The 14275-nt window shown below is 62.3% G+C and carries 12 protein-coding genes; 5 read left to right on the top strand and 7 right to left on the bottom strand.

The genetic code is table 11. The annotated features are described in order from the left end of the window. Window positions 1-69: 69 nt before the first annotated feature. Together Q6D67_RS13155 and Q6D67_RS13150 are read right to left on the bottom strand one after the other, a co-directional pair. Window positions 70-1689 (bottom strand): AMP-binding protein, encoded by a 1620-nt coding sequence (locus Q6D67_RS13155; RefSeq protein WP_304706114.1) that lies wholly within the window; start codon window positions 1687-1689, stop codon window positions 70-72. A 30-nt stretch (window positions 1690-1719) separates the two neighbouring features. Beyond that, window positions 1720-3945 carry a TonB-dependent receptor gene (locus tag Q6D67_RS13150; RefSeq protein WP_304706112.1) on the bottom strand — a complete coding sequence of 742 codons (2226 nt, stop codon included), beginning with the start codon at window positions 3943-3945 and terminating at the stop codon, window positions 1720-1722. A 303-nt stretch (window positions 3946-4248) separates the two neighbouring features. Here Q6D67_RS13150 and Q6D67_RS13145 point away from each other — a divergent pair, with 303 nt between their 5' ends. From Q6D67_RS13145 to Q6D67_RS13135, 3 genes are read left to right on the top strand one after another with little or no spacing between them, the layout of a single operon-like run. Then, window positions 4249-5757, top strand: a complete 1509-nt coding sequence (locus tag Q6D67_RS13145; protein ID WP_304706110.1) for an aldehyde dehydrogenase family protein — start codon at window positions 4249-4251, stop codon at window positions 5755-5757. A gap of 53 nt (window positions 5758-5810) precedes the next feature. Next, entirely contained in the window at window positions 5811-6944 is a 1134-nt protein-coding gene (locus Q6D67_RS13140) for an FIST signal transduction protein (RefSeq protein WP_304706108.1), read from the top strand. 29 nt (window positions 6945-6973) lie between these two features. After that, complete coding sequence (locus Q6D67_RS13135) at window positions 6974-8365, top strand: hybrid sensor histidine kinase/response regulator (RefSeq protein ID WP_304706106.1); 1392 nt, start codon at window positions 6974-6976, stop codon at window positions 8363-8365. Here Q6D67_RS13135 and Q6D67_RS13130 read toward each other — a convergent pair. The 3 genes from Q6D67_RS13130 to Q6D67_RS13120 are packed head-to-tail and all read right to left on the bottom strand — an operon-like array spanning window position 8355 to window position 10536. Continuing rightward, complete coding sequence (locus Q6D67_RS13130) at window positions 8355-9014, bottom strand: response regulator transcription factor (protein ID WP_304706104.1); 660 nt, start codon at window positions 9012-9014, stop codon at window positions 8355-8357. The genes Q6D67_RS13135 and Q6D67_RS13130 overlap by 11 nt on opposite strands. 13 nt (window positions 9015-9027) lie before the next feature. Further along, entirely contained in the window at window positions 9028-9570 is a 543-nt protein-coding gene (locus Q6D67_RS13125; RefSeq protein WP_304706102.1) for a hypothetical protein, read from the bottom strand. Then, complete coding sequence (locus Q6D67_RS13120) at window positions 9571-10536, bottom strand: SDR family NAD(P)-dependent oxidoreductase (RefSeq protein WP_304706100.1); 966 nt, start codon at window positions 10534-10536, stop codon at window positions 9571-9573. Window positions 10537-10608: 72 nt separating this feature from the next. On the opposite strand from Q6D67_RS13120, the gene Q6D67_RS13115 reads away from it, so the two are divergent. Further along, window positions 10609-11007, top strand: coding sequence for a PPOX class F420-dependent oxidoreductase (locus Q6D67_RS13115; RefSeq protein ID WP_304706098.1), 399 nt, complete (start codon window positions 10609-10611; stop codon window positions 11005-11007). Here the strand turns inward: Q6D67_RS13115 and Q6D67_RS13110 are convergent. Together Q6D67_RS13110 and Q6D67_RS13105 are read right to left on the bottom strand one after the other, a co-directional pair. After that, window positions 10971-12173 carry a tetratricopeptide repeat protein gene (locus Q6D67_RS13110; RefSeq protein ID WP_304706096.1) on the bottom strand — a complete coding sequence of 401 codons (1203 nt, stop codon included), beginning with the start codon at window positions 12171-12173 and terminating at the stop codon, window positions 10971-10973. The genes Q6D67_RS13115 and Q6D67_RS13110 overlap by 37 nt on opposite strands. A 114-nt stretch (window positions 12174-12287) precedes the next feature. Beyond that, complete coding sequence (locus tag Q6D67_RS13105) at window positions 12288-12914, bottom strand: phosphoadenosine phosphosulfate reductase family protein (protein ID WP_304706094.1); 627 nt, start codon at window positions 12912-12914, stop codon at window positions 12288-12290. Window positions 12915-13122: 208 nt separating this feature from the next. Here Q6D67_RS13105 and Q6D67_RS13100 point away from each other — a divergent pair, with 208 nt between their 5' ends. Further along, window positions 13123-14250, top strand: a complete 1128-nt coding sequence (locus tag Q6D67_RS13100; protein ID WP_304706092.1) for a nitronate monooxygenase — start codon at window positions 13123-13125, stop codon at window positions 14248-14250. Window positions 14251-14275: the final 25 nt, after the last annotated feature.

Below are 14275 nucleotides of genomic sequence, written 5' to 3'. Positions count from 1 at the left end.
CGCGTCCTATCCTGTTTGCCGGGCCGCCGCCGACAGTGTACCCCCGGGAGATTGCCACCGTGCGGCCGCTCAAACTTTGCCCCATTCCCGCTCCCGCAACTCCACGCGACGAATCTTGCCGCTGACGGTTTTCGGCAGTTCCTCGACGAACTCAATGCGACGGGGATATTTGTAGGGTGCGGTAACCGCCTTGACGTGGTTCTGCAGCGCGAGGCTCAGCTCCTCACCAGGCTCATGCCCCGGCGCCAGCACCACAAATGCCTTGACGACCTCCCCACGCTGTTCATCAGGACTCGCCACCACGGCGGACTCGGCGACGGCCGGGTGTTCGATCAGGGCACTCTCTACCTCGAACGGGCCAATCCGGTAGCCCGCCGAGAGGATGACGTCATCGGCGCGGCTGACGAACCAGAAGTAGGCATCGTCATCCACCCGGGCGCGGTCTCCGGTGATATACCAGTCTCCGCGGAAACTGCGATCGGTTTTATCCTCTTCCCCCTTATAGCCAAGAAAGAGTCCCAACGGAGGTTCCGGCCGCACCCGAACCGCGAGGTCTCCCTCCACCCCTGGGGCGACGATTTCGCCGTGCTCGTCTACAACCTGCAGATCAATACCCGGCGCCGGCTTTCCCATGGAGCCATAGCGCGGTTCCATCCCGCGATAGTTGCCACACAGCAGTACGGTCTCCGTTTGCCCGTAGCCATCGTGAATGACGATTCCCGTGTGCCGGCGCCATGCCGAGATAACTTCCGGATTCAGGGGCTCACCCGCGCCCACGCAGTGTCGCAGGGCAGCGAAGCGATAGTTTTCCAGAGGTTGCTGGACAAACATCCGGTAGATGGTGGGAGCCCCGCAAAAGGTGGTCACCGGATATTGCGACAACAATTCAAGAGTACGCTGTGCATTGAAGCTCGCGCTTTGGTGCACGAACAGGGCCGCGCCCTGGTACCAGGGTCCGAAATAGCTGCTCCAGGCAGCCTTCGCCCAACCAGTATCGGAACAGTTCCAGTGCAGGTCATCCGGACCCAGATCCAACCAATACTTGCCAGTGGTCTGGTGCGCCAGGCCATAACCGTGACTGTGCAGGCACATTTTGGGAAAGCCTGTAGTGCCAGAGGTGAAGTAGCACATGGCCTCGTCGGTCGCCAGGCTTGGAACCGCCGGAAAACTAACCGCCTGGCGGGGAAGCGCATCGCGATAGTCTATCCAGCCTTCGCGAGACCCATCCACCAGCACCCTGACCTGCAGCGCAGGCAGATCGGCCAGCACCTCGTCGACCTTGCCGGCGTTGGCGCTGTCGGTGACCACGCAGGTAGCTGCGGCCGCCGCGGCCCGGTACGCGATATCCTTGGCGGACAGCTGAGTGGTACCGGGACTGATGACCGCTCCCATGCGCAGGGCCGCGGTGAACACTTCCCACCAGGCTATCTGCCGCCCAAGGATCATGACGACATAGTCGCCGCGCCTGACCCCCGCCGCCGCCAGCATGTTGGCGACCCGACAGGAGTTTTCCGCGATCTGGGCAAAAGTGCGACGCTCCTCGTTGCCATCGTCATCCACCCAGAGTAGAGCCAGCTTGTCCGGATCCTGCGCCGCCCAGTAATCCACCACATCAACGGCGAAATTGAAGTACTCCGGGCGCGGCCACTGGAAATCGCGGTAGGCGGTCTGGTAATCGTGTTCTGGCATTATTGTTATACTCTCCGCTAAAAGTTGTCTTTATCCACCCCAGTTATAGCGCAAGGACATACCCCACCAGCGCGGCCGGCCAAAGTACTGCTCCGTGATACCAAATACATCCAGTCCTGACAGGTCAAAAGTCTGGACCAGATACTCCTCGTCGGTAAGGTTCTTGACGAAGGCCGTTGCCTGCCAGCGCAGGTCCGTTGAAGTCCAGGACAGGGAGGCGTTGGTGAGCGTGTAACCGGACTCGGTCACGGTCTCCGCCTCGGTAAGGGCGAAGTAGTGCTCGGAACGGTAGACCGAGTCCGCCTGCACCGCCAGCTTGCCACCGAGCGCTGGCCATTCATACCGTATCAGCGCATTCAGGTTCCACTCTGGAGATTGCACGGATGCCACGGTTCTGCCATTGAGGTCCACGTCGATATCGTTCCACGCCGCCCCCAGCAGAATGTCCAGGCCGGGGATGGGACTGGCCTGCAGCTCCAGCTCCGCGCCCACGCTCTCCGCATCGGTGTTAAAGGTAATTGTGTCGATACCAATGATGTTGAAAGCCTGGTAGTCGGCGTAATCGTAATAGTAGGCGGCACCGTTCAGCTGAGCGAGGCCACCCGCCACTGTGCTCTTGAATCCGATTTCGAAGGCGTCCAGCTGCTCTGGGTCATAAGACATTGTTGCGTCGTTATAATCGAGTGGCGGCGACAGCGGGAAGATTGGTGCATTGAAGCCACCCCCACGGACCCCGCGGTTCCAGCCCCCGTACACCAGCAAGTCGTCAGAAGCCATCCAGTCAAGCTGCACTCTTGCTGACCACTCCCTATCCTTCCGGCTGCCCTCGTAGGCCGCAAGCTCAACTACATTGGATAGATTGCTTGCCGCGTTCAACGCACGGGAGTCGGGGTCGAGGAACTCGACTGCTTTGGTGGCGTAGGCGAAGTCCTTTTCGTCCTGAATATAGCGGCCACCGAGGATCAGCGTCAGCTCATTGCTGAGTGGCACATCCACTTGCCCGAACAGCGAAATGGACTCCAGCTCGGAGGTATAGGGGTTGTCGAGTCCAGCCTCCGCGCCCGGCGTGCGACCAATGCCAATTTCGTCGTAAACCGGGCCGATGAAGGGCTCGGTGATGGCACCGTTGGCATCGTTGATCTGGAGGTCCATATAGTAGAGACCGGCCACCCAGTTGAAGGATTCGGTTTCGCCATCCAGCCGCAGCTCCTGCGACAGCTGCTCGGCATCAGTGAGCAGGAACAGATTGAATACCGACCCCGGCGATGCGTCGGAGTCCTCGACGTAAGCACGCTCCACGTTAGAAATATCGCTGATCGATGTCAGATTGAAATTGTCGAACCGCCAGTTGAGAGTCGCGCTGAAGCCGTTGGTCTCCACGTCATTGAAGCCGGGATCATCGTAGTCACCTGCGTAGACATCGCCGTCGTTGTCGATGTACTCGAGAACCGGGTTGAACTCATCGGGGGTCAATTCGCCAGTGCGGATTGACGAAACGTTCTCAAAGAAGCCGGTACGGATGTCCTGCTCCGACATCCTCGCATTGAACAGGATGTCGAGGTTTTCCTGTGGCGAGAACAACACCTGCAGCCGTACCGCCTGGTCGTCGGCATTGTTCAGCTTGTTGCCGGGATCGAGGCGATTGGTGATATAGCCCTCATTCTCATGGTAGGACGCTGTAAGACGGGCGGAAACGGTCTCATTGCCTCCGCCAATCGCCCCCTCGACCTTGAACTGGTCGTAATCACCGACCGTCCCCTTAACGTAGCCATCGAATTCGGCGGTCGGTTTGCGGGTAATGTAATGCACCAGGCCACCCGTGGCATTGCGCCCGAACAGGGTCCCCTGGGGCCCGCGGAGTATTTCCACCCGCTCCATGTCGAACAGCATGAAACCGGCGCCTGACATCTGGCTAACATAGACCTCGTCGACATAGAGCGCTACCGGACTCTCGACATTGGTGGTGAAGTCGCTGGAGGCGACACCGCGTATCGCGATGGCATAGTTGGCCTCGCCGTTGGGCTGGATTGTGTGCACCCCCGGCGCCATGGCCGTGACCTGCTGGGCGTTGTCGAATCCAAGCTGCTCCAGCTGATTACCAGTGTAAGCGGAAATCGCGATCCCCACGTCCTGGGAGCTTTGCTCGCGCTTGGTGGCGGTCACGAACACCTCCTCGAGTACCGACGCCTGCAGGTACGCAGGCGCCACTGCAAGGGATGTTGCGAGCGCAAGTAAGCCTGGCTTCGATCTGATCATGGGCTGATATCTCCGGTTATTTTGTCGTCTGCTCCAGCGCTGATCTTGCCGCAGTTTGCACTGCCCCCTCTGACCAGCTGCATGCAGGGTAGACAGCGGCGGATACCGACGACAATTGGCCAAAGGAAGCATGGCTCGAAACAGGCTGCTACTAAAGTATTAGACGCGTAGGAAAATCAAGCGCCGGCCAGGTACCTCGGTATTATTTACCTTTGCTCGCCAGGCTCTATGCTGAACCCAACCGACACGCACCTGCCCGCAAGGCAAAAGGTTTCGGCACAATAACCAGTGGAGAAAGCCGCAATGACCGTAGCAATGAATGATCTGGATTCCATCAATCCCGCCACCCGTGAATTCCTCCAGGCGACTCATCACAACTACATCAACGGTCACTGGCACCCAGCTGCCAGCGGCAAGACGCTGGCGGTGCAGGACCCAGCCACCGGCGAGACGGTTGCACACGTGGCGGACAGCGATGCCGCCGATGTCAACGTTGCCGTAGCCGCGGCCCGCCAGGCGTTCGAAAGCCACAGCTGGCGCACCATGAAACCGGCGCTGCGGGAACGGCTGCTGCATCGCCTCGCCGACCTGATGGAAGCCAACACCGCCGTTCTTGCGGAACTGGAGTCCATCGACAACGGCAAGTCCGCGGCGATCGCCGGCGCCGTCGACATCGCCTGCGCCATCGACTGCGTGCGCTTCATGGCGGGCATGCCATCCAAACTCAACGGCAGCACCCTGAAGCCGTCCGCACCCTTCCTCCCGGATACCGAACTGTTCGCCTGGGCAAACCATGTGCCCATCGGGGTGGTAGGTGCCATCATCCCCTGGAATTTCCCGACGCTGCTGTTTTGCTGGAAACTGGCGCCAGCGCTCGCCGCGGGCTGTTCCATCGTGATCAAGCCGGCAGAGGAAACGCCGCTGACCGCCCTGTTCATGGCACAGCTGATCGAGGAAGCGGGTTTTCCCGCCGGTATCGTCAATGTCATCACGGGTTACGGCCACACCGCAGGGGCCGCAATTTCCTCGCACCCCGGGATAGACAAGGTTACCTTCACTGGCTCTACCGAGGTCGGCCGCCTGATTCTCCAGGCCGCGACCGGGAATCTCAAGAAAGTCACCCTGGAACTGGGTGGCAAATCACCGGCCATCGTCATGCCCGATGCCGATCTGGACATCGCCATACCCGGTGCCGCAAGCGGAATATTCTTTAATCACGGCCAGGTCTGTACCGCAGGCTCACGTCTCTATGTGCACCGCTCAATATTTGACAAGGTAGTGGACGGCGTAGCCGATATCGCTCGCAACATGAAGGTCGGTCCGGGGCTGGATCCGACCACGGAACTCGGGCCGCTGGTGTCGCGCACTCAGCAAGAGCGCGTTTGCGCCTATATCGCCGCTGGCATGGAAGGAGGCGCCGAAATCCTGGCGGGGGGCACCATCCCGGACAGCAGTGGCTTTTTCGTCAACCCCACGGTATTCGTCAACACCAGTCACGACATGTCGATTGTGCGTGAGGAGATCTTTGGCCCGGTGCTGGTCGCCATGCCCTTCGACGACATCGAGGAAGTGGTGGGGCAGGCCAATGATACCCGCTTCGGGTTAGCCGCCAGCATCTGGTCGCGCGACATCTCACTGGTACACAAGCTCGCACCGCGCCTGCGGGCGGGCACGGTATGGGTGAACTGCCACAACGTAATCGACGCCGCGCTGCCCTTCGGCGGCTTCAAGGAGTCCGGCTGGGGCCGGGAGAACGGGATGGACGCGGTCAAGGCGTTTACTGAAACCCAGACTACGGTCATCGCTCTATAGTCCGGCTGGACGGCGGCTTCCCGCTGGCAGCAGTCATCGGCTATGCTTGCCCCATGACCACCGGCATCCACACAGCCCACTCCAGCAATCCCGTGACGGCAGATGCCGTTGCGGAAATTGCCGCTGCACTGCCCCTGGAGACAGCGGCCTTCAATCTTCTGTTTCACGGCCCCAACCACGCGAATATTGAGCTGGAACAGGGGCTGACATCGCTCCCTGGAAACCACGTATACGGGTGTTCCACCTCTGGCGAGATCACTCCTGCCGGGTATACCGAGAATACCCTCGTCTCATTGTCCTTCCCGCAGGAACACTTCAGCTGTGTCGCCCGGAGCATTACCGATCTCAGCAGCTTCGGGCTACAGCAGGCAAGGGAGCTGGTGCTGTCAATGCAGTGGGAATTGCGGTCACGCGCGCCGCGCTCAAACTCCGCCAACACATTCGCCATCCTGCTGATCGACAGCCTGGTACAGGTGGAGGAGTTCGTGGCTGCGGCACTCGGTGGCGAGCTGGGCAACACCCACCTGATAGGCGCTTCTGCCGGCGACAACTGGCAGCTGCAGCGAACACCTGTGCTGTTCAGGGGTCGCCTGCAGGACGCCGCGGCGGTTGTCCTGTTAGTGCACTCTGCTCTTGAATTCCGTCATTACAACTTCCACAATTTCGTCCCCAGCGACCAGCGCGGGGTGATCACATCCGCCACCCCTTCGCAACGCGTGGTACATCAGATCAATGGCAGGCCGGCCTGCATTGAGTATGCGCGGCTCTGTGGCGTCGATATCGCCGAGCTTGACCGTGAAAAGCTTTCACTTTTTCCCGCAATCATCACGGTCGGTGACCGCGCCTACCCTCGAGGATTTCTCGAGATACTTGACGACGGCTCACTGCGCTGCGCCTGCGCCATCGATGAGGGCGTGGTATTTCGGGTTGCTGACCAGGTGGACTATGCCGACCAATTGCAGACTGCGCTGGGACGGATACGCAGGGATCTTGGCAGTGATGCGCTGATTCTGGGCTTCGAGTGCGCCGCGCGCAAGCAACTGGTGCAGTTGTACGGCCTTGAGCTCCCGGTCACGGCGCTGTTCGGCGCCCATAACGTCTGGGGATTTTCCTGCATGGGCGAGCAGTCCAGCGTGCTCAATGTAAATAACTCCTTCAACTGCATCGCCTTTCGCGCCCACCGATGAGTAATACGAACCCGCCAGCGGTGACCGCCGTGGATGCAGCTGCCGCAACCAGACTGCAACAGCTCGAAGATGAAGTCGCCAGCTTGAGAAATACCAACCGGATTCTGATGGACCGGGTGGAACATCGAATCAATGTGGAGGGAGGGGCCTTCGCCGCTTTTCAAGTGGCAAGCAACCTGGAAAAGACCGTCGCGGACCGCACCACGGAACTGCGGAGGCTCAACGAACGCATGGAGCATGAACTGGATCTCCGACGCAGTTTCGAGAATGCCCTGCTCCGCGCCAAAGAACAGGCCGAGGAGGCCACCGCCAGCCGCACCCGCTTTGTTGCCGCAGCCAGTCACGACCTCCGGCAGCCCCTCAATGCCGCAATGCTGTATCTGGAAACCATCAGGGGTGACGGCCTGCCTCCCGCCGACCGGGACAGCCTGCAGGGCGTCGCCCTGGCCCTGGAAACACTTAACCGCCTGCTGGGTGCGCTGCTGGACATCTCACGCCTGGATAGCGGCGGCCTGCACCCTGAGCCAAGGCATTTCAGCCTGCAGCCGCTGTTCGAACGCCTGGCGACTGAGTACCGCTCAGTCGCAGAGGCAAAACACCTGGGACTGACGGTCATCGCCACTTCCTGCAACGTTCACAGCGACCCCATGCTCTTGGAAACCGTACTGCGCAACCTCATCAGCAATGCCATCAAATATACCCGGCATGGCCGCGTGTTGATGGGAGTGCGGCGACGCGGAGATCGCATTGCGATAGAGGTCCGCGATACGGGAGTCGGTATCAGTTCGGAGCACCAGCACAGAATCTTCGACGAGTTCTGGCGCGCACCCGGCGCGAGTATGGGTCAGGAAGGCAGCATGGGCCTTGGACTCGCGATTGTGGAGCGCATCTGCCGACTGCTGGGCACCACTATCGTGGTGCGGTCCCTTCCCGGAAAGGGCAGCAGTTTTTCCCTGGAACTGGCTGTGGGTGAAGCCAACACCGTTGCTTCCGTGGAGGCAAGCGCTACCCCTCTGGGCCCGGTAGGCTTCAATCAGTGCCCGGTGGTGGTCATTGATGACAACATCCACGTCCTGCGCAGCATGGTACGCCTGCTGGAAAACTGGGACTGCAAGGTGATCGCGGCACCCGGCTACGAGGAGGTACTGACCAAGATAATCGACCAGGACCTGATGCCAAGACTGCTGCTTACCGACTTCCATCTCGCGAGCGGCACAAATGGTCTGGAAGCCGTCCGCAGCATTAACGCGGAGCTTCCGCGGCCAGCTCCGGCAATAATGATCAGTAGTGACAGCTCCATACCCCTGCGCGATGAACTCAGATCCCTGGGGATACCCCTGCTGACCAAACCAATCGATCCCGCGCGCCTGCGTGCAACCATGCGCCATATGCTGGCGCCAACGCCTGACCTCAGCGCCTGAGCGTACGGGCAGCAACGACCGCCTGCACCCTGTTATCAACCCCCAGCTTGCGCAGGATCGCGGATACGTGCGCCTTCACGGTGATCTCCCCTATCCCCAGCTCGCGGGCTATTACCTTGTTGGACATACCCTGCTCCAGCAGGGCGAGTACAGCCTGCTGCCGCGGCGTCAGGTCAGCAGTGGCATCCTCTGCCGGATGCCCATCCAGCAGCAACCGGGGCGAGGGCAACGTAGCGCCTGTCATGGCTTCGCCCAACGCCTCGGTGGGGACATACACTCCGCCGCCACGCACCAGTTGCAATGCGTGACGGGTAATGGTGGTACCCGAAGATTTTGGCAGGTAACCCGACACACCCAGCTTGAATGCAGCCCGTACGAGCGCCGGATCATCGTTGGCGGAACAGACAATCATCGGGCAGGTCGGGCTGGCGTCCCGCAGCCGCCGCACGCCATCCAGATCCTCAGTATCCGGCAGCACGATATCCAGCAGCATGAGGTCCACCCCGGTCCGCTCCAGACACTCAAGAGCAGACGCGATATCCTCGCACTCCACTACCTCAACATCCGCAAACGCTTCCAGTACCACGTTGCGAAGGGCATCGCGGTAGAGCGGATGATCATCTGCAATTAAAACCCGGTATTTATCCACTATGACCCCTGGTTCAGCGAGCGATCCGGTTGATGGTACTGCCGTTCAGATTCACGCCCGGCATCAGCCCCAGATTGGAAAAGCCAAGGGCCAGCACCGGGTGTTCCGCACGTGCCAGACGCACTGTGTTGCCTGCCGCCTGCACCAGATCCACTTCCCCGTGCACCCCTATCTGCCAGCTGACGGTATTGCGGAACGACACCAGCGCATCATCGGTCATGAACAGGATGACCCTGGCGGTGCGCACGGCTCCCTCGGGAAGTTGGTGAAGGGAACTGGTAGTAGCGTAGTAGGCTACCGCTTCATCGCCGATGAACAGCGCACCCTCGCCGTACTGGCCGCCGGTGCCAAAACCCATGCCGACGATATCGGGAAACACCAGCACAGCGCGGGCCTTGCGCAGCAACCTCTGCAAACCCGGTGCAAACCCGCGCAATTCCGTCAGAGCCACACTGGACTTGCTCTCGATCTGTTCCCGGCTGTCCGCATGCACAGCGCCCGCTGCCAGCACCAGGACCAACCCGAGAATGCCTGCCAGCGCGCGCTTCCCCTGCATCTATGCCTTGTTGCCACAGGATGATTGCCCCACCCATTCTTCCGAAAGCTGCCACAGACGATCGGCAGCGACGGGGTCGAGAGCCCAGGCCTGAACTCCGCCGAGGCTGTCCGCTCCAGCGGCTTCGGCAATATGGCAGTCCTCCAGATAGAGCCCGCCACGGCCCTCCAGCTCCGGCGCGGTGGCTGCCCAGACACTGGTCGCCGCCCCCTGGGGCACGGTCTTGAAGGCCATCTTGCCGCCGGGAAAGCTGGCGGCCATGCGGGCCATGTCTTCCTTGTCCATATGGCGCCCAAGCTCAGTGGAGATAGCGCCCGGATGCACCGCGAAAGAGCGCACGCCGGCGCCCTGGGTACGCGCATCCAGCGCTACCGAAAACAGGACATTGGCGGTCTTGGATTGGCCGTAGGCCTGCCACTTCTCATAGGGGCGCTGGCGATAGTTGGGATCATCGAAATTGAGCGCGGAAAACCGGTGCCCGGCGGAGCTCAGATTCACCACCCGCGCTTCACGACCGTTGGCCGCGCCAGCCTTCAGGGCCGGCAACAGCAGACAGGTGAAAAGGAAATGGCCGATGTGATTGGTGCCCAGCTGCATTTCGAAACCCTGCGCGGTCTCGCCGTGGGGGCAAGCCATCACGCCGGCATTGTTGATCAGCAGATCAATCCGCGGGCAGGCTTCCAGTAACCCCTCCGCCGCGCCGCGCACCTGATCCAGGTCGGCCAGGTCCAGCAGGGCGGACTCCAGCCGCCCCGGCAGCGACTCCGCCCGCAGAGTCGCGAGCGCGGCATCCAGCTTGGCGCGGTCCCGGGCCAGCAGCCACACGGTGGCGCCGGCACCCGCGAGTGCGCGCGCCGTTTCCACTCCCAGTCCGGCCGAGGCACCTGTAACCAGCGCCACCCGGCCGCTCAGGTCCTGCCCGGCGATCACCTCCGCGGTAGTCGACTCGAAACCAAATTCACGCATATGCATACTCCCTGTTCCTGCAGTTCTGTTATCGTGCATGGCATTGTGCAACAAGATACCACCGGACACGCCATGGACAGCAAATTACTTGCGCGCCTGGAGCGCGGTGCCTACGTCAGTTTCGCCACCCGCAAACGCAGCGGCGAGTTCGTGCCCACCCCGGTCTGGTTTGCCCCCGGAGACGGCGGCTACTACCTGTTCTCCGCCGGTGATGCCGGCAAGGTAAAGCGGTTGCGCAATTTCAGCGAGGCCAGGCTGGCGCCCTGCACAGTCACCGGTCGCATCACCGGGGATCGGCTGGCGGCGCAGGCCTTCCTGCTCGAACAACCGGAGGACATTGCCCGGGCCCTGGCCGCCCTGCGGCGCAAGTACGGCTGGCAGATGCACCTGTTGGACGCCCTGTCCCGGGCAGCAGGCAAACTGGACCGCCGGGCCTATATCCGGGTAGCACCCGACCCGGCCGCAGGCTGAGTCTCAGCCAGCTGGCGCTGTCTGACCACTTCCAACTGGGCCCGATAACCATGAATATCACTGCGCAGGCTGGCCGCGGCAATAGCCCTCTCTATGAGGCGCTCGGCGGCGGCGTATTGCTGCAGGCGGAAGTGGATGATACCGGTCGCGTAGAGCAGCACGCTATCATCAGGATGCAGCTTCAGCGCAACGCGGTAATGCTCCAACGCTGCCGCCCAGTCACCCTCCTCGCCCGCCCTGTCTCCCAGCCAGGCGTGATAAAAGGGATTGCGGTCGCGGTGGCGGTCGATCCGGTCTACCCAGTAGTCACGCTCATCGTCGCGGCCCATTTGACCATATAGCACCACCAGGTTGTTCATTGCGGAACGGTCGCTGCGATCGATGGCCAGAGCCTGCAACAGGCTCCACTCGGCCTCCCGGACCTGGCCGGCGTGGCGATACACGGCACCGAGATTTACCCACAGGGGGGGCAGGCCAGGACTCAGCTGCAGGGCCCGCGCCAGCTGACTCCACGCGGCCTCCAGATCGCCACGGGCCAGTGCCTCAATGGCAATATTGTTGTGGTCCAGCGCCGCCGCATCTGCGTCCTCCAGCAACCTGGAGGCGGCAATATCCCGCGACTGCAGCGGATCGATATCCACCATGAACTGCTCGCCCGAGGGCATCCGCACCATCACATTCACGTGCAGCCGCACCGCGATGCGCTCACCCAGGCGCGTCCACTGCGGGCGCACCTCCAGCCACTGGTATTGCGCGTCCAGGCCAGCCTCCCGGGCCAGGGCGACGAACAGGTGGGCAAAGGACAGGCAATTGGCAGTACCGGTCCTGAACACCGTCGCCGCCGTGCCATCGGCGAAAGGATCGTAGACCACCCCCAGGGCACCCGGCCCCTTGACCGCCTCGTGCAGGTTCAGCAGGCGCTGGCGAGTGCCCCCGCGGGGTGGCGCATAGCGGGCCACAAACGCCTGCATCTCCGGGGTCACGGCAAGCAGATCGGGGCTGGGGGCGAGGGCGGCCACTTCCGCCAGGGTGACTGGTGTGCCCTCATGAACCAGCGGCGGCAGCTGGCTCGCGGCGACCGCGGGGCCATCAAGTGTCGTACAGGCCATCAAAAAAACGCTGCAGAGCAACGTGGCGGCAGCCCGCAACCAGGGGACTTGTGCCATGGCAACCTCCCGGCCTGCCCCGTGGGCAGACCTGCCCCGATTATAGCGCCATGCAAGCCTGGCTGCAGGGGCGGCTGGGCGCCCCCGGCTGGGCGCCCCTGGCCGGGCGCCCCGCTAGGCAGCGGTGTGGAGGCCGCACTCGCGGCCGTCGAGCACCTTGGTCGGGTCGAAGTAATGGCGGCAGGTGGGAAGCTGATACTGCGCCATGTACTGTTCCAGGTCCTGGTCCGACCAGTAGAACAGGGGCGCCACCTTGAGAATCCCGCGGTCATCCACGGAAACGATGTCCAGGGTCTTGCGGTGCTCGGTTTCTTCCCGCCGGATACCGGTAAACCAGACCTCCGGCTGCAAATCCGCCAGCGCCCTGGCGAAGGGTTCCAGCTTGACCTGGCGGGTGAAATCCCGGTGCCGCTCTGCTTCGTCCACTGTCGGTATGCCGCCCATGATCGCGTTGCGGCGCTCGGAGGTCATCAGCGGGCTGTAGATGCGGATGTCCAGCGCCAGGTCCCGGATCAACCGTTCTGCCACAACGTAGGTGTCGCGAAGGTTGTAGCCAGTGTCCACCCAGACGGTGGGCACCGCGGGATCTACGGAGCTGACCAGATGCAGCATGACCGCCGCATTGCGACCCATGCTGGTGGTTGCAATGGTGGGTTTGCCCAGCGCCAGCGCCCACTGGACGATGGCGGTCGCACTGGCCCCGCGGAGAGCGGCGTTGGCGCTGTTCAGGTCAATACTCACGAGCGGTCGGGGCTGCCGTTATGGTCAAAGATCGGGAACTCTAAAGAATCAGGACGGCAGTGACAAATAACTTGGGTTTATAAGGTTATGCGCGGGCGCGGCCTGCACGCTGAGCAGATGCGCCAGTTTTGCTGGCCCTTTGCCACCATTGCCTGCCGGAGCCCAAGCTACAATACTGTCAACCCGCACCCGTATCCGGAGGAAACCCGTGGCCAACTCACTGAGCGCTCGCCTGGGCATTGACTACCCCATTTTTGCCTTCACCCATTGCCGCGATGTGGTCGTCGCCGTCAGCAAGGCCGGCGGCATTGGCGTGCTCGGAGCTGTCGGCTTCAGCCCGGAACAGCTGAAGGAAGAACTGGACTGGATCGACGAGCACATCGGCGACAAGCCCTACGGCGTCGATATCGTCATCCCGCAGAAGTATGAGGGCATGGAAGCCGTGTCCGCGGAAGAGATGGAAAAGCAGCTCTGGGCCATGGTGCCGCAGGAGCACATCGAATTCGCCCAGCAACTGCTGGCCAACGCCGGCGTGCCGGAGTGGCCTGACGGCAGCAAGACCATGGGCCTGATGGGCTGGACCGACGCCACCGCCACGCCCCTGCTGGAGGAGGCCCTGACCCGGCCCAAGTGCAAGCTGATCGCCAACGCCCTGGGAACGCCGCCGGCGGAAAAGATCAGGCAGGTGAAGGATTCCGGCCGCCTGATCGGCGCCCTCTGCGGCAAGGTCAAGCAGGCCGTGGCGCACAAGGAGGCGGGGCTGGACTTTGTAATCGCCCAGGGCGGCGAGGGCGGCGGCCACACCGGCGACGTCGGCTCGATCGTGCTCTGGCCGCAGATTGTCGACGCCATCGGCGACCTGCCCATGCTGGCCGCGGGCGGTATCGGCAACGGCCGCCAGATCGCCGCCGCCATGGCCATGGGCGCCGCCGGCGTCTGGACCGGCTCCCTCTGGCTCACGGTGGAGGAAGCCCATATCCAGTCGGCCCAGAGAGATTCCCTGCTCAAGGCCACCAGCGAGGACACGGTGCGCTCCCGCTCCTGGACCGGCAAGCCCTGCCGCATGCTCAAGAGCGAGTGGACCGAGGCCTGGGACCGCGACGACACGCCCGAGCCGCTGGGGATGCCCCTGCAGGGGCTGGTGACCTCGGACGGCATCCGCCGCACCGCGGTTTACGCCGACAAGGGTGATTGCCAGAAGGTTGCTTTCAACCCCTGCGGCCAGGTCATCGGCCAGATCAACAGCGTGGAGTCCTGCCGCCAGGTGATTTACCGGCTGCTGGACGAGTATGTGGACGCGGTACAGAAGGCCGGCAGCCTGTTGCCTGAGAGCTGAGCCGGCCGGCTGGGCGCCCCGAGCT

The organism is Haliea sp. E1-2-M8 (assembly GCF_030649675.1).
Classification (GTDB): Bacteria; Pseudomonadota; Gammaproteobacteria; order Pseudomonadales; family Halieaceae; genus Haliea.
Note: the sequence above shows the minus strand (reverse complement) of the source record. Positions and strands in the feature narration are given on the sequence as shown.